This window comes from Halalkalibacter suaedae, from assembly GCF_017939705.1.
Lineage (GTDB): Bacteria > Bacillota > Bacilli > Bacillales > Bacillaceae_D > Halalkalibacter > Halalkalibacter suaedae.
The window spans coordinates 125,529-147,804 of record NZ_JAGKSQ010000008.1 but is presented as its reverse complement, the minus strand read 5'-3'; the positions used below and the strand labels follow the sequence as shown (position 1 = coordinate 147,804).

24 protein-coding genes and 1 riboswitch are annotated in these 22,276 nt (G+C 38.1%); of the genes, 7 read left to right on the top strand and 17 right to left on the bottom strand.

The window, feature by feature from the left end:
• Window positions 1-14 precede the first annotated feature (14 nt).
• The 8 genes from J7W16_RS17660 to queC all read right to left on the bottom strand — a co-directional run bounded on the left by J7W16_RS17660 (window position 15) and on the right by queC (window position 4,650).
• Window positions 15-179, bottom strand: a complete 165-nt coding sequence (locus J7W16_RS17660; RefSeq protein ID WP_210598800.1) for a sporulation protein Cse60 — start codon at window positions 177-179, stop codon at window positions 15-17.
• Between the two features lie 105 nt (window positions 180-284).
• Window positions 285-1,082: a cytochrome c oxidase assembly protein gene (locus tag J7W16_RS17655; RefSeq protein WP_210598799.1), complete on the bottom strand. Its 798-nt coding sequence runs from the start codon at window positions 1,080-1,082 to the stop codon at window positions 285-287.
• Complete coding sequence (locus J7W16_RS17650; RefSeq protein ID WP_210598798.1) at window positions 1,075-1,566, bottom strand: DUF2243 domain-containing protein; 492 nt, start codon at window positions 1,564-1,566, stop codon at window positions 1,075-1,077. The genes J7W16_RS17655 and J7W16_RS17650 overlap by 8 nt, the downstream gene beginning before the upstream one ends.
• 194 nt (window positions 1,567-1,760) lie before the next feature.
• Window positions 1,761-1,961 (bottom strand): hypothetical protein, encoded by a 201-nt coding sequence (locus J7W16_RS17645; RefSeq protein WP_210598797.1) that lies wholly within the window; start codon window positions 1,959-1,961, stop codon window positions 1,761-1,763.
• Between the two features lie 383 nt (window positions 1,962-2,344).
• Window positions 2,345-2,842, bottom strand: coding sequence for a preQ(1) synthase (gene queF, locus J7W16_RS17640; RefSeq protein WP_210598796.1), 498 nt, complete (start codon window positions 2,840-2,842; stop codon window positions 2,345-2,347).
• A gap of 13 nt (window positions 2,843-2,855) precedes the next feature.
• Window positions 2,856-3,563: a 7-carboxy-7-deazaguanine synthase QueE gene (queE, locus tag J7W16_RS17635; protein WP_210598795.1), complete on the bottom strand. Its 708-nt coding sequence runs from the start codon at window positions 3,561-3,563 to the stop codon at window positions 2,856-2,858.
• Complete coding sequence (queD, locus tag J7W16_RS17630) at window positions 3,560-3,985, bottom strand: 6-carboxytetrahydropterin synthase QueD (RefSeq protein ID WP_210598794.1); 426 nt, start codon at window positions 3,983-3,985, stop codon at window positions 3,560-3,562. The genes queE and queD overlap by 4 nt, the downstream gene beginning before the upstream one ends.
• Window positions 3,982-4,650 (bottom strand): 7-cyano-7-deazaguanine synthase QueC, encoded by a 669-nt coding sequence (queC, locus tag J7W16_RS17625; RefSeq protein ID WP_210598793.1) that lies wholly within the window; start codon window positions 4,648-4,650, stop codon window positions 3,982-3,984. The genes queD and queC overlap by 4 nt, the downstream gene beginning before the upstream one ends.
• A gap of 153 nt (window positions 4,651-4,803) precedes the next feature.
• Window positions 4,804-4,847, bottom strand: a riboswitch (PreQ1 riboswitch).
• Window positions 4,848-4,963: 116 nt separating this feature from the next.
• Between queC and J7W16_RS17620 the strand changes: the two genes are divergently transcribed.
• Window positions 4,964-6,196, top strand: coding sequence for an aminopeptidase (locus J7W16_RS17620; protein ID WP_210598792.1), 1,233 nt, complete (start codon window positions 4,964-4,966; stop codon window positions 6,194-6,196).
• 67 nt (window positions 6,197-6,263) lie between these two features.
• Here J7W16_RS17620 and J7W16_RS17615 read toward each other — a convergent pair whose 3' ends face one another.
• Genes J7W16_RS17615 through J7W16_RS17600 form a run of 4 tightly spaced genes read right to left on the bottom strand, consistent with a single transcriptional unit; the run spans window position 6,264 to window position 10,313 of the window.
• Window positions 6,264-7,355 (bottom strand): GerAB/ArcD/ProY family transporter, encoded by a 1,092-nt coding sequence (locus tag J7W16_RS17615; RefSeq protein ID WP_210598791.1) that lies wholly within the window; start codon window positions 7,353-7,355, stop codon window positions 6,264-6,266.
• Complete coding sequence (locus J7W16_RS17610) at window positions 7,352-7,573, bottom strand: hypothetical protein (RefSeq protein ID WP_210598790.1); 222 nt, start codon at window positions 7,571-7,573, stop codon at window positions 7,352-7,354. The genes J7W16_RS17615 and J7W16_RS17610 overlap by 4 nt, the downstream gene beginning before the upstream one ends.
• Before the next feature lie 7 nt (window positions 7,574-7,580).
• Entirely contained in the window at window positions 7,581-8,741 is a 1,161-nt protein-coding gene (locus J7W16_RS17605; RefSeq protein WP_210598789.1) for a Ger(x)C family spore germination protein, read from the bottom strand.
• 15 nt (window positions 8,742-8,756) lie between these two features.
• On the bottom strand, window positions 8,757-10,313 hold the full coding sequence (locus J7W16_RS17600) for a spore germination protein (RefSeq protein WP_246880091.1): 1,557 nt from the start codon (window positions 10,311-10,313) through the stop codon (window positions 8,757-8,759).
• Between the two features lie 258 nt (window positions 10,314-10,571).
• Here J7W16_RS17600 and J7W16_RS17595 point away from each other — a divergent pair, with 258 nt between their 5' ends.
• The 5 genes from J7W16_RS17595 (at window position 10,572) to J7W16_RS17575 (ending at window position 17,094) form a co-directional block, all read left to right on the top strand.
• On the top strand, window positions 10,572-12,002 hold the full coding sequence (locus J7W16_RS17595) for a hypothetical protein (protein ID WP_210598788.1): 1,431 nt from the start codon (window positions 10,572-10,574) through the stop codon (window positions 12,000-12,002).
• Window positions 12,003-12,134: 132 nt separating this feature from the next.
• A complete protein-coding gene (locus J7W16_RS17590; RefSeq protein WP_246880090.1) occupies window positions 12,135-13,148 on the top strand; it encodes a DUF3231 family protein in 1,014 nt (337 codons plus the stop codon).
• Window positions 13,149-13,601: 453 nt separating this feature from the next.
• A complete protein-coding gene (gene proB / locus J7W16_RS17585; RefSeq protein ID WP_210598787.1) occupies window positions 13,602-14,741 on the top strand; it encodes a glutamate 5-kinase in 1,140 nt (379 codons plus the stop codon).
• A gap of 20 nt (window positions 14,742-14,761) precedes the next feature.
• The gene (locus tag J7W16_RS17580; RefSeq protein ID WP_419095852.1) at window positions 14,762-16,021 is read left to right on the top strand and encodes a glutamate-5-semialdehyde dehydrogenase; all 1,260 of its coding nucleotides are present in this window, start codon (window positions 14,762-14,764) and stop codon (window positions 16,019-16,021) included.
• A 164-nt stretch (window positions 16,022-16,185) separates the two neighbouring features.
• Window positions 16,186-17,094, top strand: coding sequence for a mechanosensitive ion channel family protein (locus J7W16_RS17575; RefSeq protein ID WP_210598785.1), 909 nt, complete (start codon window positions 16,186-16,188; stop codon window positions 17,092-17,094).
• Between the two features lie 43 nt (window positions 17,095-17,137).
• Here the strand turns inward: J7W16_RS17575 and J7W16_RS17570 are convergent, their stop codons facing one another.
• Window positions 17,138-18,340: a sensor domain-containing diguanylate cyclase gene (locus tag J7W16_RS17570; RefSeq protein WP_210598784.1), complete on the bottom strand. Its 1,203-nt coding sequence runs from the start codon at window positions 18,338-18,340 to the stop codon at window positions 17,138-17,140.
• Window positions 18,341-18,654: 314 nt separating this feature from the next.
• Between J7W16_RS17570 and J7W16_RS17565 the strand changes: the two genes are divergently transcribed.
• Window positions 18,655-18,897 (top strand): DNA alkylation repair protein, encoded by a 243-nt coding sequence (locus J7W16_RS17565; protein WP_210598783.1) that lies wholly within the window; start codon window positions 18,655-18,657, stop codon window positions 18,895-18,897.
• A 54-nt stretch (window positions 18,898-18,951) separates the two neighbouring features.
• Here J7W16_RS17565 and J7W16_RS17560 read toward each other — a convergent pair whose 3' ends face one another.
• The 4 genes from J7W16_RS17560 to J7W16_RS17545 all read right to left on the bottom strand — a co-directional run bounded on the left by J7W16_RS17560 (window position 18,952) and on the right by J7W16_RS17545 (window position 22,061).
• A complete protein-coding gene (locus J7W16_RS17560; protein WP_246880089.1) occupies window positions 18,952-20,118 on the bottom strand; it encodes an alpha/beta hydrolase in 1,167 nt (388 codons plus the stop codon).
• Between the two features lie 123 nt (window positions 20,119-20,241).
• On the bottom strand, window positions 20,242-20,769 hold the full coding sequence (msrA, locus tag J7W16_RS17555) for a peptide-methionine (S)-S-oxide reductase MsrA (RefSeq protein WP_210598782.1): 528 nt from the start codon (window positions 20,767-20,769) through the stop codon (window positions 20,242-20,244).
• Window positions 20,759-21,649: a UV DNA damage repair endonuclease UvsE gene (gene uvsE / locus J7W16_RS17550; protein WP_210598781.1), complete on the bottom strand. Its 891-nt coding sequence runs from the start codon at window positions 21,647-21,649 to the stop codon at window positions 20,759-20,761. Before uvsE ends, msrA begins: the two co-directional genes overlap by 11 nt.
• A 118-nt stretch (window positions 21,650-21,767) precedes the next feature.
• Entirely contained in the window at window positions 21,768-22,061 is a 294-nt protein-coding gene (locus tag J7W16_RS17545) for a HesB/YadR/YfhF family protein (protein ID WP_210598780.1), read from the bottom strand.
• Between the last annotated feature and the right edge of the window lie 215 nt (window positions 22,062-22,276).

Below are 22,276 nucleotides of genomic sequence, written 5' to 3'. Positions count from 1 at the left end.
TACGTTTTCACTTGCTATTTTTTGTAGATAATTACAGCAAGAAACTTCTCTTCTTGTCCTGAACTTGCTCCGCTTACTTTAATGTCGATAAACTCACCATCTAAATTTTCTAATGTTTCGTTTACTCGGTCTTGAAGTGTTTTCGATGAAGTACCTTTAATGATTTTTACCTGATGCATGCTTATCACCTCCTGCCATCTCTCTATATAACTATTCGTGATTTAATTTGGATTTCCTTTTTTGAAAACCAAATTATTAAAGCGCTTTCTTTTCAGTATTGTTAGCTACTGGTGGGCAATCATACGTGGACGCGATTGCTTGTACCATTGTAAGCAAATAATGAATATGATTGCAATATCAATTAGATCCCCACCGTAATACATTAATTTCGCTCCTTCTTCAGCCATTGCTATTGCTACCCCACTCGGTGGATTAGCAAACAAATATTTTGCCAGAACACCATGCCCAGCAATTGCCAAGACGAGGACGATCGAGCGATATAAGAAATTGGCCCGATGTGGGTTTGGATCAATATGAATCATTGAATATGTAAAGAAATACCCAGCAAGGAACATATGAACGTGAATCGCGATAAATACACCACTATTCTCATGCATCGCCCCAAATAGGTCTGTCATATATAATATCCATAACCCACCGATATTCATAATTGAGGTGAAAAGCGGATCACACAAAAATCGAATGATCTCTTTTTTTAGAAGTGCTGTTATTTTTCTAGCTGTTTTTACACTTACTGTACGAAGAAGTAGTGTCATAGGGGCCGATAAGACAATAAATAATGGTGCTGCCATCCCTAGTAAAAGATGTGCAAACATATGTACGGAAAAGTCAGTATGAGCACGATCAGCCAATGGGCCAATAACAGCTAAACTAGCACAAATCATTCCAACTAATAAACAGATTGTACGCATTAGCGGCCAACGTCTATAGGTACGATTTGAGTAGATAACAGCTACGATATAAACAAAAGTCATTAGAACAAAAGGAAGAAACAGAGTCATTTGAATACCAATCCCGATACTATGCTCTACTAGATGCTGAACATGTTCATCGTTATTCATATGCAATCACCTTCTTCTCGTCCCGCTGCCTTGTTTTCAAAATCAATATAACCCCAATTAAAATAATCAATACAGCCGAGACATTCCAGATAACATCATAAATGAATACATTTTCAACATAACGAATTTGGTGAATTCGCATCACCTTATGCTGAATTAAGCCATCATATAATTGAAAGACTCCTGCACCAAGTAAGACTCCACCAAACCATCTCTTCATCCATACTGCCTGCCTTCTTTTTAAATCAGCAAACATGAACAAGCCACCAATTGTTGCAAACCAACTAAAGGCGTGAAATAAGCCATCAGAGAAAAGCCCAATTTGAGTTGTAGAACGATCATAGAAATGATGCCAAGCTAGTAATTGATGAAATACCACCTCATCAAAGAAAGCAATCAACCCAAGCCCAAACAAAATTCCTGACCAAAGATTCCGATTGGCATATGTATAACGATTCTCGTCTAAAGATTGTTGACTATCCATTTACGCCTCCACAGTATATTTTCTTCTCCAGTTTTACCAATAGTTGACTAATATAATCAAACCCACAGCGCTACTCGGATTCGTCAAATCAAAATCTATAGAACAAACTACACTTTACGAACATTCAATCTCCTGCATTATCAAATTAAAAAAGCCACTCATAAGAGTGACTTTTTTGATAAGAGATTAAATTCTTATTCATCCATGCTAATACCGATGCTGACAATGTCTTCTTTTCTTACTTGGTATTTTACGGATTCAGCAGTGAATGAATACCAGCTGTAATTCGCCTCGATTATAATTTCGCTAATTATTTGCTTATCACTTTCTGCTTCAGTTAAAAATGTAAACTTTTCACCATTCTTTAATCCTAAGTATACTTTAAATTCTTGCATCTAATAACTACGCCCCTCTATCTATCAATATATAAGTAAGATACCCGAATTAATAGATGCCTAAACTTAGAGACTAGGACAAAAGTGATTTAACTGATAGAAAATCTGAACAATATAGTTGGCAGACGTCAACCGCTCCTGAAATATACTTCGCTTTCCGCGGGAAGCCGGTGAGCCTCCTCGGCTACGCCTGTGGGGTCTCACCCTTGGCTTTAGATCCCGCAGGAGTCTACGTATATTTCATACGCTACATGATTACTTTGTTCGTTATTCCAGTTAGACACTTTAGTTATGTGCCAGTCTCTTATCTCTTTGTGAGTTTATTACAAATCACTATTTAGTTGAAAGGTCACTTAAAACCAATTTAATGACTCAACTTTTCCCTACCGATTATCAATCGTCTCAGGATACATATCATGATTCATCATACGGTGCTCGGCCATTTTCTCATACTTTGTTCCTGGCTTACCGTGATTTGTGTACGGGTCGATTGAGATGCCGCCGCGTGGGGTGAATTTACCCCATACTTCAATATAACGTGGGTCCATCAATTCAATCAGATCGTTCATGATGATGTTCATGCAATCCTCATGAAAGTCACCGTGGTTTCTAAAACTAAACAAATATAATTTTAGTGATTTACTTTCTACCATTTTCACATCAGGAATATAGCTGATGTAGATTGTAGCGAAATCAGGTTGATTGGTTTTCGGACAAAGTGATGTAAATTCAGGACAATTGAATTTGACGAAATAATCTCTATTTTGGTGCTTATTTTCAAAGCTTTCTAGAACGGAAGGATTATATGAGAAATCATATGCTGTCCCCTGATTTCCTAGTAGGCTTACACCCTCTAATTCCTTATCTGATCTTCCACTCATTTTAAGTCCTCCTCTATACTCCACGCTTGTTACCCCAAATCAAGGTATGCAACTGTGGTAATACTTTCACATTATTCATTTTTGCTGAGCTAATCGTTTGGTCAATTAACCATTCATACTGCTTTAATAAGCTAGCTACTAGATTCGCATCATCTGTCGTCGCTACATCTTCGTTCCCAACTTGTAAAAACATTGGCACGTTCGGATAACGCTCATGAATCATCTCAGCATAGTGGAAATCTTCTTCATTGAAGATCACTACTTTCAAACTACTGTTTGACTGTGCTAATGATTGAATCATGAAATCTAGTTTTTCAAAATCAGTTTTCATTTTTGAGCTAGGCGGCTTTGGAGATATCGTTATATCATCGACATCCTTCAACCAATCCTGCCAAATTGAACCTTGAGTTTCAATAGCGACTTCCCATCCTTGCTGATGACATTTGTCGATAAGCTCACCGACCCCTTTATGAAGAGCAGGGTTTCCACCAGAAATCGTTACATGTGAAAAACGATTCCCTCCAAGCTCTTTCAGCTTTTCAATAATCTCCTCAGCATGCAGTGCTTCACTATGTCCTGTACCATCCCATGTGAAGCTGGAGTCACACCATGAGCATTTATAATCACAGCCAGCTGTACGAACAAACATCGTTTTCTGACCGACAACCATTCCCTCTCCTTGAATGGTCGGCCCGAACACCTCCATTACTGGGATCTTCATACTAGCTCCTCGGGTTTAGGACGATAGATAACATAGCTCGTTGGTGTTTCACGCACGACAACTTGTAAACAATTCGGTTTGTTCGCCTGCTTTTGTAATTCTGTTTGAACGGCAGTCCAAATTTGCTCTGCCACTCTCTCCGTTGTAGGATGGACGTCTTTATATTCTGGGTGATCATTTAGAAGAGTGTGATCATAACGCTTATGAACGACATCCTTAATGCGTTTGAAATCAATTAAGAATCCAAGTTCATCTAGTTTATCTCCTGCAATTGTTATATTTATAAAATACGTATGTCCATGCATTTGCTGACAAGCCCCAGCCTGTTCATGTGGAATAAAGTGTGCAGCTGATAAATGCATATCTTTATTTAATTCATATCGATAAGAATGAGGGACTTGAGGGTAGAATTGCTGCATCATCGTGCCTCCCTCCCCTCTTTTTCCGTTAGGTATGATTGTAAGCCTTGCTTTCGTAAAACGCAGGCTGGACATTCTCCACAGCCATCACCGCGAATACCGTTATAGCATGTTAGCGTTTTTTCACGAACAAAGGCTAAGCCATCTAAATCATCAGCTAGCTTCCATGTTTGTGCTTTGTCGAGCCACATAAGCGGAGTATGAATCACAAATTGCTGATCCATAGCTAGGTTCAATGTCACATTTAATGATTTCACAAAACTATCACGACAGTCTGGGTAACCACTAAAGTCCGTTTCACAGACACCAGTAATAATATGCTTTGCACCGATACTGTGAGCATAAACCGCCGCGAAAGAAAGGAATAAGTGATTGCGCCCTGGTACAAATGTCGAAGGAAGCTCTCCTTCTTCTCCTGCCGTCACCTCAATGTCATGATGGGTAAGGGCATTTGGTGACAATTGATTGATAAGCGTCATATCAAGAACATGAAAGGATACTCCAAGCTCATCTGCAATTTCTCTGGCACAGTCAATTTCGAGACGATGTCTTTGTCCGTAATCAAATGTGACCGTCGCTACTTCTTTAAATTCTTTTAATGCCCATAGTAGGCATGTTGTACTGTCCTGTCCTCCGCTGAAGACAACGACTGCCTTATCATTTCTCATGTCTCATTTCTCCTTTATCGTAGTCCATTATCGTGGACTATTCTTGAAGAACGAGCATTCGATAAACTCCGATTCATCCATTGGTCAAACAGTTTATTAAATAAACTGAAAATTGTCGCTAAACGACAAGAAAACTGTACCTTTTGTACAGTTGCCACCTTAGTTTTTTATAGAGGGAGTTTGCGAACCTCTTTCTTTTTTCACGTTTAATATCATAGCATAAATAACGTTATATTCGCTAACCTTTTCACATTAACAATTTATTGATATAGTTAAATTGATTCAATACATATATAGAAAGAAGGAATGGTCCATGTCAACTTTTCAAGAAAAGCTCGAAAAATACGCTGAACTCGCAGTCAAAGTCGGCGTTAACATTCAAAAGGGTCAAACCCTTGTCGTACGTACACCGATCACCGCTATTGAGCTAGTGCGTCTCGTAGCAAAAAAGGCATATGAAGCAGGGGCAAAGCATGTTCACGTTGAGTGGAGTGATGAAGTCCTAACAAAAACAAAATTTGAACTCGCTCCAGATGAAGCGTTTCATGAATACCCTGAATGGGTCGCTAGAGGATTTGAAGAAATGGCTGAAGGTGGAGCTGCTTTCTTAAGCATTACTGGTTCTGATCCTGATTTATTAAAGGATGCTGATCCAGAACGTGTTTCTAACCTAAATAAAGCAAGTGGAAAGGCAATGGAAGGCTTCCGTTCTTACGTGATGTCTGACAAAATTAGTTGGTCAATTGTCGCTGTTCCATCAGAAGGCTGGGCGAAAAAGGTATTCCCTGATGTTTCTGCTGAGGAAGCAGTTGAACAATTATGGGAAGCCATCTTTGCTGCAACACGCATTAATGTTGAAGCACCAGTTCCCGCTTGGAATGAGCATTTAGCCACTCTTGATGAGAAAATGAACTCATTGAATGAAAAGCATTACCATGCACTGCATTATCAAGCTGAAGGAACGGATCTCGTCATTGAATTACCTGAAACTCATTTATGGGTAAGTGGCGGTAGTACAAATAAGGATGGCGTTCAATTTGTTGCCAATATGCCTACAGAAGAAGTCTTTACATCCGCTAAGAAAACTGGAGTAAACGGAACTGTTTCAAGCACAAAGCCTCTAAATTATGGTGGGACATTGATTAACAATTTCTCCCTTACATTTAAAGATGGAAAAGTGATTGACTTTAAGGCAGAAGAAGGTTACGAAACATTAAAGCGTCTTCTAGCCACAGATGAAGGAGCAAGCTATATTGGAGAAGTTGCACTTGTACCACATAAATCTCCTATCTCAGATACAAATATTCTCTTTTACAACACGTTATTTGATGAAAACGCATCAAATCACCTCGCTCTAGGCTCTGCCTACGCATTTTGTATTGAAGGCGGAAAAGAGATGAATAAAGAAGAGCTTGAGAAGAACGGCTTAAACACAAGTCTTACTCATGTTGACTTCATGATGGGCTCTGCTGACATGAACATTGACGGAGTTTACGCGGACGGAAAGCGTGAGCCGATCTTCCGTGATGGGAACTGGGCGTTTTAAGGTATGTATTAATATAACAACAAAAAAACTATGTTAAGCACTTATGCTTAACGTAGTTTTTAATCTTTTAACCATTTGCTTCCACCTTGCTCTTCTTTCTCCCCTTCCTTTTTTTCCAAATAACGAACAACATAATTAAAACAATCATTCCTTCTAGAATCAAACCTAAAGTAGCCCAAGTATGTACCTTAAAATTATATAGAGCTGATTTATTCTCAAACATAGTAATTGATAGAATTCCCATTAGGATCGCTAATGGCATAAGAACTATTTTCCCTTGGGTATTCGTTAGAAGATTCACTGAGCGATTTAACCCATAAAGCAAGAGGGCGAATTTCGCAAAAACAGTTGGGAAATATAGTCCAATTAAAATAAAATCAAGCCTATCTAAAAACTCTGTCAAACGAATTTGTTGTACTAAGACATAGGTAGGATAAGTTGAGTAACGGACAATCTCAGAACCTAGGACAGCAATCTCCATAAAGATTAAAATAAAAAGAGTAAAAAGGCCGATTCCAACACCGAAAATAGACGATCTCCTTGCCTCTTTCACTGTTTTAACTGAACCAAATAGTAAGAGAATTACCACCATTTCACCAATCCAAGCTAGGGTAATATAGCTTGATTGCAACAGTGAAGGGATTGTTTTAAGGCCTAATACAGGTTCGAAATTCTCGAGTTTGATATCCCCTATCAAAGACAAAGGAATAAATAAAATAACACCGATGAAAATGACAAAAACCATTTCATTAAACCTAGCAATGACTTCAATCCCTGCCCAGGCCAGGTATAAGCTAGTGCCAATCAACATAACGATTATAATAAAAGTTGGGGTTGTTGGTAAAAGGGTTGTCTCAATGAATCCACTCATTACTCTTACATCACGAGTAATAATATGAGTAATTAATATGATCATGATTACAGCAAGGACTTTCGTCTTAAATGAATTTGGATCTAACGCCAGTTGATTAAGCTTTTTAATTCCAATAAATGCAAAATGGATGATAATACTGGCTATAATAAAGATCAGTATGGGGACAATCCAAGCATTTTCCATTGCTAAATCAATCATTGATTGTGGTAGGACCATTAAGCTTGTAGATATCGTTAAATTCGCGATCACGAAACTGAATTGTCGTTGTGAAATTTTAACGTTCATCTCCCAATCACCACCATCGTTAGTTCACTAAAAACATTAGATAGAAAACGGGTATAGCCACTTAGAACTCCATCGAATTTAAGAGCAATAGCAAATATTGCTACTACTGAAGAAAAACCAATATATAGTTGGTTAATCCTTTTATCTTCAGTTATAGCTTTTCTACGAAGTATATACGTACCGATTAGTAAGCTCCATACAAAAACGATCTGTAACATTTACTATTCACTCTCCTATGCCAATCCCTTCAGTCACTAACCCTGTAAATTCAATTGAACTATTGACCTTTACCTCATAAGTAAGCGTTGGCAATAGCGTTCTCCATGAATCCTTCCACTCATTTGCCCATTTTTCACGGTCACGGCGATGTAATAACCATCCAAATCCAAATGTGTCAATTCCCTTAGAAAGAGTTTCATCAAGAAGATTGTTCATTTCAGTCTCTACCTGCTTATTGATTTGTTTATTAAGCTGTTCCATTGCTTCTCTTTCTTCAAAATTCAACCCTTTTTGATCCTCAAGAACATTTCCTTTTAAGTTAACTGTTATTTGAAAGACAGGCATATTATCTTTGATTGTATAGCTCATCTTCTTACTTTGCTGCTTAATTAATAGGTCTGTAACAACACCAGACTCCCATTCTACAGAATATGTCTTACCTTTCATTTTTTCTATTAGGAAGGTTGCGGCAACAGTTTGCTTTTCGTCAGTCATAAAGGCTATCTTATCTTCTTTGAACACCGCGAATTGACTAATTTCTATCTGATCTTCTTGTAACTCTGGATTCGGAGCCTTGTTTTTAACTGTTTGTAATACAGGTAGTAAGGGATCATCTCCAGTCCTTTGATAATCCGTTAAAAAATCCTCTAAAGTAAGATAGTATGTGTTCACTCCTTGTTCCCGAATCGCTTCAGATGACAGGTTCTCTAGCTGAGGTAAGGCTGCTAGTACTTCATTCGCCTTCCCTTTCGCGATGAAAAGCTGTGTGTTGAGACGGGCCTCTCTCGTTCTAGTCAGAACATCCAACGTTTCTCTAAGTCCAACCTTTGCCAAGTCTTCTCCAAATACAACGACACGGCGGTGACCAAACATTAAACGCCGTGCCATGCGTTTTTGAAGATCTTGGTTAGCCTGCCTAACACTTTTTCCGATTCCAGCATCTAAGTAAAACATTGCACCACCTGATGTTCCTCCTCCACCACCACCTGTGCCACCCATCGCTCCAGGAATTGGGGCTTGTGCAGTTATTAAATACTCATCTTCTCCTTGTATATCAAAGCCACTGGCAGTTACAATTGCAAGATCATTGATTTCTCTTCGATCCCAACAACCTACCAATTGCAAGATTAATGAAAGCAGTAGTAATTGACTCAATAATCGTTTCATCGGTCCCTCCACGTATTATCCTTCATTTTTATTTGGGGATGGCTTCAGATCGTTAGCTTGTCTCTTCTTGTTTTCTTTGACAAAGTCATCAGGCCTTGAATTCTGCATCCATATTGGGGTTCGAATGAAGACATCTTTTAATTCTGAGAATCTTAAAGGAGCAACTGGTTCAAAATACGGAACACCAAATGAACGTAATTTACATAAATGAATGAGTAGGATAACCATTCCAACAACAATTCCAAACAAACCAAAAATTGACGCTAAAATCATTAAAGGAAAACGTAGTAGTCTTATTGCAATCGCCAAACTAAATTTAGGTATCGTAAAGGAAGCGATTCCCGTCAATGACACGATAATAACCATAGGTGCTGATACAATCCCGGCTTCAACTGCTGCCGTTCCAATGACAAGGGCTCCTAAAATACTAACAGCTTGTCCGATTGTTTTAGGTAATCTGACGCCCGCCTCCCGTAATGCCTCAAATGAAAGCTCCATAATAAATGCTTCAACGATTGCTGGAAACGGGATCGATTCTCTAGCAGCAGCAACACTTAACAGTAGGTTTGTCGGGATCATTTCCTGGTGATACGTCGTTACTGCAACATAGAAAGCAGGTAGCATCAACGCAACCGCAACAAACATTAGTCGTAAGACACGAAGAAATATCGCAATATATACTCTGTCATAATAATCTTCACTTGCTTGAAATTGTTGCCAAAAAGTAGAAGGAAGTATCATGACAAACGGGGTACCGTCAACAAAGATAGCCACCCTGCCCTCTAAAAGATTAGCTGCAGCTGTGTCAGGACGTTCCGTTATTTGAATTTGAGGAAATATGCTCCACGAATTGTCCTCGATCAATTCCTCAATATATCCAGTTTCAAGTATTCCATCAATGTCAATCCGGTCTAATCGATGTTTCAGCTCTTTTAGTACATTTTTGTCAACGATCCCATCAATATAAGCAATTCCTATGTTCGTTTGTGTTTGGACACCAATCTTCATTGACTCAATCTTTAAATTCGTTGTTTTTATTTTTCTCCTTACTAGCGAGGTATTCACACGTAGACTCTCGATAAACCCTTCTCGCGGCCCGCGAATAGCGGCTTCAGAGTCAGGTTCCGATACTCCCCTTGTTTTATATCCTGGTATCGAAAACACAATTCCTTTGTTATGTCCGTCAATAGTGAGTACAGCATTTCCTTCAAGAATATCATTGGCTGCATCTTCCAAATAGGACTGATCCTTAACAGCAGAAACAGTAACAATCTCCTCTTCTACCTTTTCGACTGATAACTGGCCTACTTGTTTACGGGCTAGGACCTCATCAATCACATGATTCTGCAGATCTTCCGTTTTTATAAGCCCATCTAAATATATGACATATGCTTGTCTACCCTCGATCTCTATTTTTCGATAAACAAGATCAGAACAATGACTAAATATCTCCTTAAAAACAGCAATATTTTCACTGATTTCGTTAGTAAATTCCTTTTTTGCTTTTTTTTCTGGCTGATTTTCGCCAGATTGTTTTGGTCGTCTAGTTAATAATCTTTTTTTTATTTTCAAGAGATGATACTCCCCGTCTTCAGATTGTCATTAGCATTAAATTAACCGAACAGAGTGAAAATATGTAAGTTAAGGAAAGAGATTATTTATTAACTCAAAGAGAGGCTGTCTCAAGAGATCGAATCAATCTTTCAAGACACCCTCTTTTACTACAAACGAATATTCATTCCACTCCAAAATCAGTAGGTCTTTCACAACTGCCTATCCTCTTACATAGGCTATCCTAGCTAGATCTAAAGGTTTGGAGGGGGTTTTAAAATGGACTTAACTTTAGCGCATTGGCTTTATTTACTCGGTACCTGCTTGATTATTATTACAATGCTATTTAGACAAAATGTTGTTGTTCCGGCACTTGTTATGACTTTCCTTGTCGGATGGGTATACAGTAACTCGTTTCTGCAAGGGGTTCATGCTATTTTCAATGCCAGTTTAACGGCAGCTGGAGAGCTTTTTAACATCTTTCTCATCATTGCTGTCATGACAGCATTGCTACAGTCTTTAAAATCAATTGGATCTGACCAGCAGATGATTATTCCATTTCAAAAGGTGATGAAAAATGGTCATCTTTCCTTTTGGATCTTAGTGCTGATCACTTATGTCATTTCCTTGTTTTTCTGGCCAGCACCAGCTGTTCCGCTATTAGGTGCCTTATTAATTCCAGTAGCGATTCGATCAGGCCTGCCACCGATGGGAGCAGCCATCGCGATTTCACTCGCTGGTCACGGAATGGCACTATCGTCTGATTTCGTCCTTCAAGTCGCACCTGGGTTAGCTGCTTCAACTTCTTCTGTCATTTCAGCTAGTGATGTTGCGAACAATTCACTCATTCTATCACTCGTTACTGGAGTCATTGCATTATCAATTGCTTATTTGATGATCAAAAAGTCAATTGTCCCAGCCACTAAGCAAAATTTAATTGATTGGGAAAATAGCGGGGATGAGGGCGTGAAGCTAGATAATGACGATATGGTCATTAAAAAAGGCATTCATAGCAAGTGGTTTGCTATTCTAGTCCCAACTACTTTCCTGGCAATCATCGTCTATGTCATACTGGCAACATTTTCAGATTTCGTACCGAAGATTGCAGACGGATCAGGTGCCTCACTTATTGGGGGAACGGCGATTATTCTATTACTGCTCATCTCAATAGCACGAAGCTATCGAGACGTGCTTAAGGATGTGAGTGACCATCTAATCAATGGCTTTGTCTATGCTTTTAAAGTCATGGGTCTCGTTATACCTGTTGCTGGTTTTTTCTTTATCGGGAATGCGACCTTTGCAGCTCAAATATTAAAAATAGAAAACCCAGAGCAGGCACCTGCCTTTCTATTTGACCTTGTTCAAGCAGGGCAAACAGCCATTCCTGAAAATGCATTTATCACAGGATTTGGCATCCTGATACTTGGCATGGTATCTGGATTAGATGGATCAGGCTTCTCTGGTCTTCCACTAATTGGTTCACTATCAGAAGCCTTTGGTCAAACTTCTGGAGTTGACCCAGCCACTCTCGCAGCTATCGGTCAAATGGGAGCCATTTGGGTTGGTGGCGGAACACTTGTTGCTTGGTCGCCGATCATTGCGATTGCCGGTTTTGCCAAAATCTCAGTTATTGATCTCGTCCGGAAAAGCTTCATCCCAGTTGTAATTGCATTAGTCATTTCAACCATTTTCGGATTACTCTTTCTCTAAATAAAAAAGGGTGTCTTATGTGCATGTCTCTAAGACACCTTATTTATATCTAGTTTCTCTTACTCAATAATAATTAATAACAATTTTTAATCTGGGCATTTTATTTAATAGCAATACGAAGGAGGAATAGATATGAGTCAAACGCATAAGAAAATTTCTTTATCAACATCTGAGTTAGCTAGTCTATGGACAACCTATATAAATGACTCGATGGTCATATGTATGTTCAATCAATTTCTACAGCATATTGAGGACACAGAAATTAAAGAAGTTATCACTTTTGCTCTACATCTTTCTGAAGGGCATTGTAATGAAATCTCTACCCTATTTAAAAATGAAAAAGTTGCTGTCCCTAAAGGTTTCAACGTAAATACAGATGTTAATTTATCTGGACCGAGATTATACTCTGATACGTTCTATCTTCTTTACTTACATAATATGGGTAAGATTGGAGGCAATAGTTATTCTTTATGTCTAGCTACTTCTGCAAGGAATGACATGAGGTCACTTTTTGAAAAATATGTAAAACAATCAATGGAATTATTTCAACGCACCTCAAATCTATTGTTATCAAAAGGATTATTTTTAAGACCCTCACAAATTGAAATGCCATCTGAGGTTGACTTTGTTAAACAGCAAAGTTTTTTAAATGGTTGGCTTGGTGAAAAAAGACCGTTAAGCGCTATAGAAATTATGAATTTATTTTTTAATATTGAAAGAAACCAGATCGGTCAATCACTTGTAACAGGATTTAGTCAAGTTGCTACTGAAAAGGATGTTAAAAAGTTCTTAGTTAGAGCTAGGGATATTGCTTCTAAACATATTGAAATTTTTAGTACAACCCTTAACGAATCAAACCTCCCTGCTCCAATGACTTGGGATACGCTTCCAACCTCCTCAACCTCCCATACCTTCTCAGATAAATTAATGATGTTCCATGTCACGGTCTTAACAGGGGCTTCTGTAAGTCATTACGGAACAAGTATGGGTTCAAGTCCTAGACGGGATATTGGGTTGAACTACAATCGAATCATTCAAGAAATACTTTTGTTTGCTGAGGATGGTGCACAGATTATGATCAATCATGGTTGGCTCGAACAACCTCCGCAGGCACCCGATCGACAAGCTCTTGTTAATAAAAACTAAAATGATTATATAGAACAAGAGGTTGTCGCGTTTGAAAACAGATTTTGTTTTCGAACAGGACAACCTTTTTTATCGTCATATCATAGCGAAGCAAAAAAAACAAAACTCACCGATGATTAATATTTTTATCTTTCACTCAATACATATGAAAATGTAGTTTTTTCATTTGTGAATAATTTTGCAGATTACTTAATACTAGTATGTAATTGGGGTTGATACGTTTGGAATAAGAATACAGACTACATAATATTCTGTTGGACTCGGATTCGCTGTTTCAATCAGTCTTTTGGGACACAGGTCAACAGAATTAGCAGGTTAAGTAAGCATATTATCCGCTTTCCTGACCCTAATCGAATGTACAACAAAAGAACGCTCACAAGAAATAACGAAAGAAATGTCATGAATTCCAAAACAAAACTAAAATTGATTTCGTTTTTCAAATGAGGTGGAGAGATGATCGAAAGTCAACAAAAAAAACGGATAGTAGTAAAAATAGGAAGCAGCTCTTTAACTAGTCGAAATGGTGAAGTCAGTATCCAAAAGTTAGTCCGCTTAGTCGATGAGATTGCTCTAATTAAAGATGCTGGTCATGAATTAATCCTTGTATCATCTGGGGCAGTAGCTGCAGGATATCGCAAGCTAGGATTTATTGACAGACCATCTGTTTTAGCTGAGAAACAAGCAGCAGCCTCCATTGGCCAATGCCTTTTGATGGAAGCTTACTCAGAAAGATTTGGCTCTCATGGCTATATTGCTTCCCAAATTTTAATTACCAGAAGTGACTTTTTGGATGAAAAGCGGTACATGAACGCCCGTAATACGATACAGGTTCTCCTTGAGAGAGGTGTTGTCCCAATCGTGAATGAGAATGATACGATTACAATTAAACAGCTGAAATTTGGTGATAACGATACATTATCAGCAAAAGTAGCTGGGCTTGTTGAAGCAGATCAGCTTATTATTCTATCAGATATTGATGGGCTCTATGATGATAATCCTTCAACCAATCCAGATGCAAAGCTACTCGAAGTCGTTCATGAAATTACAGCAGATATTGAGGCCGCTGCTGGGGGCTCTGCTAGTGATGTTGGAACTGGTGGGATGAGTTCTAAAATCGAAGCAGTGAAAATTTCACTTGCTGCAGGGATTGAAACCTTTATTGGTGATGCTAACAAACCAAATATTCTAGTCGATGCTGTTAACCATACTGCTAAAGGAACATATTTCAAACCGAACGCGGAACAAGAAGGTTTAGATGTACACCAACATTGGATTGCCTTTAACTCAGGAACAAAAGGTGAAGTTATTATTGATGACGGTGCAAGAGTAGCAATCACCGAGGAGCAGAGTCATTTGCTCCCTCAAGGTGTAAGGGAAGTAAAAGGTACCTTTGATTGTGGAGATGTTGTGGTCATCAGACATTTGAACGGAGACGAAGTTGGACGTGGAGTTATTAACTACTCTGCTGATCAGCTCCGTGAAATAAAACGCCTCAAGCTTAGAGAAATTCCTGACCATATCAGAGTAATTGGTGAAGCAATTAGTCAAGATGACTTTGTCTGCTACCCTACAATCGTACCACCAGAGTCTTAAAGGAGTGATGAAACTTGAGTATAATCAATGTGACCAATTTAAATATTGAGGAGCAAGCCAAGCTAGCCCAGAAAGCCAGTAGAATGCTAAGTACCCTTTCAACCAGTGATAAAAATGATGCACTTCTAATGATTGCCGACATGTTAGAAGCTAAGTATGAGTATATTCTTACTGAAAATGAAAAGGATTTAGTCCAAGGGCGAAAGAAAGAGTATGATCAAGCTTATATGGATCGCCTTCTACTTACTAAGGAACGGATACGTGATTTCGCCAATGGGCTAAGAGAAGTTGTTACACTTAATGATCCAGTTGGTACTATTTTGAGCGAATGGACATTAGAAAATGGTCTGAACGTAAAAGAACAACGTGTTGCACTTGGTGTCATCGGAATGATCTATGAAGCACGCCCAAATGTTACGGTCGATGCGACTGGCCTTGCTTTAAAATCTGGGAACGCCATTGTCTTAAAAGGCGGCTCCTCCGCACTCTATTCTAATAAGGCAATTGTCTCAGTTATTCATGAAGCCCTAACCAAAACAAATATTCCTGTTGACGCTGTCCAGTTTATCGCTAGCACGGACAGACGTGCAATTGAACAATTATTCACCCTAAAGAAGTATATCGATGTATTGATACCTAGAGGCGGTCGTTCATTAATTGAAACAGTAGTAGAAAAAGCAACCATTCCAGTTCTCGAAACAGGTGTTGGTAACGTCCATATGTATATCGATAAAGAGGCCAACATAGATAAAGCTCTTTCCATTATCATTAACGCCAAAACGGATCGTCCCGCTGTTTGTAATTCACTAGAAACTTTACTTATCCATAGAGATTGGTTTTCAGCTAATCAAGAAGCATTTATTACAATGATTCAAGAAAACGGGATTACCATTCATGGTGACAAAGAAATAACACAGCAAATACCAGATTCGATTGAAGCAACCGAACAGGATTGGTCAGATGAATATTTAAGCTTAGATCTCGCACTGAAGCTTGTTGATAATGTACAAGAAGCAATTAATCATATTGAGATCTATGGAACAAAACATTCAGAAGCAATTATTACCGAAGATGCTCTCATAGCCGAACAATTCATGCAGGAGGTTGATGCAGCTGCCGTCTATCATAACGCATCGACTCGCTTTACGGATGGAAGTGCTCTTGGCTATGGAGCAGAAATTGGCATTTCCACACAGAAACTCCATGCTCGTGGACCGATGGGCTTACCTGCCTTAACTACAACTAAACTAACGATAAGCGGAAATGGTCAAATTAGATAAAAAAGCCAGAGGATGATTCAATGATCTTTTATAGATTATGAATCATCTTTTTTTATAGCATACCCCCTCCTTCTTTTAATCGTCGTTTACAAATTGAAATAAAGGGAATAGTAAATTCTTTAAGTAACCGACGAAGATTACAGTGCTAACAATGGAGGGATCTTATGGAAGAAGACGTATCAACTCTAATATCAAATGAATTTCTAACAAAATTGGCTATTGCATTAATTGGAATCACAATTGTTGTTGTTATTATAAAATTACTCCAATCAAGCACTAATCGCTATGTCAAAGATCACGACAATCGCTACAAAACACGAAAAATGATCAATATTATCGGTTATGTGATTGCTTTTATATTTATCGCGATTGTATATAGCGACCAGCTTGGGGGTGTCACTGTTGTTCTTGGCTTCGCAAGTGCTGGAATTGCTTTCGCTCTGCAGGAAGTAATCATTAGTATTGCCGGTTGGATTTCAATATTAGTTGGCAATATCTTCAAAACAGGTGATCGGGTGAAAATGGGCGGTGTTAAGGGTGACGTGATTGACCTAGGAGTTTTAAGAACAACAATTATGGAGATGAATGAATGGGTCGATGGAGATTTATATAATGGTCGCATTGTTAGGGTTGCCAATAGCTTTGTATTCAAAGAGCCTGTCTACAACTACTCAAATGATTTTCCTTTCCTCTGGGATGAAATTAAAATAAGTATAAAATATGGAAGCAACTATCAAGTAACGAAAAATCTAATTCGAAATGTTGGCGAGGAAGTGACAGGAGAGTATGCAAATAAGGCTAGAGAGCATTGGCATGAGATGGTACGAAAATTTCTAATTGAGGATGCTGTTACAAAGCCAATTGTTAGCGTAGTTGCCGAGGAACGCTTTGTTGAATATACACTACGCTATGTCACCCATTATCGTTCCAGACGAACAACAAAAGATTTATTATACAGTAGGATTTTAGAAGAAATAGACAACAGTCCTGAAAACATCGAGTTCGCTTCATCATCAGTAAGTATTGTAGAGCTTAGAAGTGATTCGACACTCTCGACTGACAAACTTCAATAGAAAGCAAAAGTCACTTGCCTTCGTTTTGGCAAGTGACTTTTTGTTAGGGACGAGTGAATATTTTTGAGCCTTGAATCGAATCTAGCCATTTTTCAAGAAGTCCGATCTTCTTGAACTCCATATTATTCAAATCTGGACTATAGACTTTGAAATTATTTTTGCCATTGTTTTTGGCATAATACATTGCCTTATCAGCATGATCGATCAAAGTTTCCTTCGTCTCTCCGTCATCGGGATACATACTAATTCCTATACTTAATGAAATATTTGCTTCCTGTTCATGAATTAAATAAGGACGTGCTACACTTTCAAGTATTCTAGTAGCAATCACTTCAATTTCATCCTTATTGGTTTCCTCGAACACGACGATAAATTCATCTCCGCCAATTCTTGAAATTAGATCCTCATCTCGAATACTGCCCCTTATTCTCTTGACTACTTCCTTCAGTAATAGATCTCCTGCTTCATGCCCCATTGAATCATTCACATGTTTGAAATTGTCTAAATCAACAAACATTAACGTGAAATTATGCTTGTGACGCTTCGAACGCGATAACGATTTCTCAATATGACTATCTAATGATTTTCTATTTGGTAAATCAGTTAGGTCATCGTAATAGGCTAATCTCTTTAGCTCTTCTTCTAACCGGACACTATGAGTGATATCAAACATTTGTCCATACACTTTAGTAATCATTCCAGCCTCGTTACGGATAGGTGTAGCAATTTTGATAACCCATTTTTCTTCAGCATCTCGATCAAGTATCCGGAATTTAATCTTTGTTTGCTGACCTAACAATAACTGTCTCTCATCGTTTTCTACTTTATTTTGATCATCTGGATGGAAACATTCATGCCAAAGATTAGGAATATTATTGAAATCATCATTAGTATAACCATACAACTCTTCTGCACCTTTGATAAACGAAATCTGGTTAGATGAAACATCAAAGGAAAAAATAGCCCCATCAAATGTATTTATTAAAACCTCATATTCTTGATTGGTTTGATCAACAGATACATATTTTTCGAGTGCCTGATCTTTCTCGTGCATCAATTGTTGATTACGACTTGTTTCAAAATCCAACTGTTTTTTTAATGTCTGAATAAGCAGGAATACAAGGAGAGTAATCACAATACTTAACAATAAGATCACACTAATACGAAATGATATGAAAACATATAAATTAAAAAGAATAAGTAAACACCCTATTAAAATCAATTTGGCTCTTTCATTTATGATCATAATAACACCTGTCTTTAACTCAAAGTCTTTTGCCACTCCATTATAACAAAAATTCTACAAATTACGACATTTTTCTCAAAGTGACAGATGCGAAACTGTGTAGAGCATTATATTTCTTTTCCATTTAGGTGAATCCCCACAGGGTAGCGTGATGCGGCTCACCGGCCTCCCCCGGAAAGCGAAGTATATTTCAGAAGCGACATCCGCCAACTTTCCTTGTTCAGATTTTCTAATAATTTGTACAAATCTCATCTCATAATTAATACATTTTTCATTCCCTTTTGCACAAACTATCTAAAAAGGAGGTTGTACATATGTCAAATCCTTATCTCTGTCCAAACTGCAAAACAAATCGTTCTCGATTTAATTTAATTGAACAGGTTGCTAAACCAGTCAAACTTGACGCGAGAAGTGGAGATGTTATCGAACAATACGAGTCACAAAGTGCTGGACCTCTTCATTTGACTTATCGTGGGCCAGAAATACGTGTTCAATGTGCAACCTGTGGTTTAATTGAGGATGAACAAATGTTTATCAAACGAGCTCAAAATCATTAATAACTGGAATGAAAAAAAGCTAGCTAAGGGCGGATCTCCCCTTAGCTAGCTTCTTTAGTTGAACTCCAATAAAGATATAATCTGCTTTCCAAGTAAGAAGCTTCCAATTGCGTAAGCTTCGGCTTCATCCCGTAACAGAACACTCCCTTTATTTGACCCGTTATACACTTGAAATTCGTAAGGTTCATTGTATGCTGATTGAAAAGAAGATCTTAAGAAAAGTGATGCCTCAGCAAGGCCATGATTCCCCCGATACATGATTTCGTAGAAAGAAATAAATCCATGCATTACTCCGTTATATCGAATGTTCTTAACAGGCACACCACTCGCTGCCAGAAGTCTAGCATATTCCTCGCCCTCATCTCGTAGTGGGTCGAATTCAGCTGTGATTATGATCGCTGGAGGAAGATTCGATAAATCATCTGCGTGAAGTGGAGATGTATAAGGATCAGCCCATGTTGCTTCAAATGGGGTGTATGACTCTCTTGCTCTCATCATGACACTTCTTGAGAGTAAGTAATAGCCACTATCATATTTTAACCTAGAGTCGAATTCAACGTCTTGGAATGTTGTTAACGGATATAGTAAAGCTTGTGCTTGAATAGCTGGACCATTTCGATCACGCGACATTAGGGTCACAACTGTGGCTAGATTACCGCCTGAACTATCACCTGCAACTGCTATCTTTGTTGGATCACCATTAAGCAATTCAGCATTTTTTTCTGCCCAGACCAAAGCTTCATAGCTATCTTCAGCTGCAGTTGGATAAGCATAGTCAGGAGCGACTCGGTAGCCAACAGCAATCACGATACTATTCGTCCTTGCAGCAAGAGAACGAACAATATTATCATGAGTATCTATATTTCCATACCCCTCCATAAACGCTCCCCCGTGGTAATAAAGGATGATAGGATGGGGACCCTCGGCGATTGGCTTATATATTTTCGACCTGATTGATGAGCCATCAGATACTGGAATATCAATATATTCACTTGTAAATCGCGGACTGCTATTCACAGCGAATAACTGGGGAACCTTCATATCAGGTGGAACGAGATTATTATTGACCGCATGTAATAAGACTGCCGTTTTGGGTGGGACACGCCCCGCTTCTGTATATCCCCAATAATGAACAAACAGAATAACAATTAACATACAAACAATCACACTTAAAGAGGAAATCATTAAACCAACTCGAAGTTTTTTCATGAATGTTTTCAATTCTATTCCCTCCTCCCTATTACTTTATTATATCAAGAAAAGAATAATAAAGTGAGAGAATTTATCATTATATTTGACATTTTCACATATTTACCAAAAGAAAGTAACCACTTCTATAAGTGGTTACTTATTCCAGTTATCGTTAATGAACTCATCCCTACCCGATTTGTTCCTGTCTTCCTTGTACTCCTTTGGACTCTTTTTATAAAAATCTTGATGTTCTTCTTCAGCTAAATAGAATGTATCTGCTTTGATAATTTCTGTTACGATAGGCTTTTTAAATCTGCCACTTTCCGCAACCGCTTGCTTCGAAGCAAGTGCCTCCGCTTTCTGTTCCTCTGAATGATAAAAAATCGCTGTTTTATACTGTGAACCACGGTCTTGAAATTGTCCATCTGGATCAGTCGGGTCAATCTGTGGCCAGTATAGCGATAGTAATTTTTCATATGGAAAAAGACTAGGATCGTATGTAATCTGGACAACTTCATAATGACCCGTTTCTCCTGTTTTAACTTGCTCATATTTTGGGTTTTCAACATGACCACCCATATACCCGGACTCTACCTTAATAATTCCTGGCTGCTCATCAAATGGTTGAACCATACACCAGAAACATCCTCCGGCAAATGTTGCTTTCTCACTATTTGTCATCTAAATTCCTTCTTTCATTAATTTGCAAAACTGCTAGCTCTTTTGCTTTTGCTTCGACCATGACATCCACATCCGTATTTTGAAGTACCTGCATTAAAAAGTCAAAATCGTCTTCATAAATATAGTCGGCATGCGCAGGGTCACTTTTTGAATCACGCCCACTGCTAATATGAACCTTTGGCTTGTCCTTTTCCTTAATCCAAGTTTGCTTCACTTTATTGAACAGAGATGCACATTTCTCAAGTGAACTTCCAAAGCAACGCTCATGATGCACATCAAAACAAACGGGCACACCACATTGTTCGGAAATACTCAATACATCTAGAGTATCATATGTTTTGTCGTCATTTTCAAGCCTTAAGTACTTTTTAACTAAGTCAGGTAATGAATGATATTCATTTATGAACATGTTCTTTGCTTTTTCCTTGTCTCCATATGCTCCGCCGGTATGAAGAATCATATCCGTTCCTCCAATAAAGGAAAGGAAGCGAGAGTGATAATCTAAATCGTTTAAAGCATTTGAAACGACTTGTTTCTTGGGTGAATTTAATATCGTGTATTGACCAGGATGCATTGATAGACGAAGACCAAATGATTGTTGTAGTTGTTTAATTCGATTCAAATGCTCAATCATATCTTCATCTTCCCACCATACCCATGATAACTTCTCGTGCGAGGCAAATGGGATCATATCACTGCTAATACGAAAAAAGGAAATATTGTTCTCATAATTCCAATGGAGAATTCGTTCTAGTTCTGCTAGGTTATGGAGCGACAACTCTTTAATTTTATCCTTACCCTCATTAATGAGTGTTTGTAGCCGACATGTTCGAAATTTACTTGGTATAGAGAGATTCTGACATGGATATCCTATTCGCATTTCATTCTCCTGTTGTACCATGTTATTTGATATGTATAATCACTAAAAAAAGAAGGTGATCATAGCCTTAACTCTTAATTGAATCACCTTCTCTTACTTTTATCATTAACAGTGATTTTTAATCCTCATAAACAAATTCAATCTCTTCATTTTTTCGACTATATTTCACTTTAAGATTTTGATTTTTAAAATACCATAAATCCTTTTCCTCAATGAAAAAAATCGTTCCATCCTCTTCTACCTGAGTACCGACAACAGAAGGACTTTCTTGACTAATCCCTAGTGAAAATCCACTTTGAATTGAGCCACATCCCCCGTATCTAGCGAAGAAACGAATATATTCCCCTTCTCCCTTTAAGTTAAATTCATCTTTAAACCATTGTAGTGCTGGTTTTGTAATTTGTATATTCAATGGTGTCACTCCCTCATTGTCATCTTTCTCCCTATCATATCAACTTAGAGTCTCCTTTGTCTATGAAACGGTATTTGAAACACACAAATTTTGTTTCCTTAAGGCAATTTTTTGTTGCGTGTGCATACTATATAAAAAAGGAGTTGATCCGAATGGGGCTTAATAAGAAAACTATTTTTTACGCACATCTTTTCTCAAAATTAGGTATCATCACA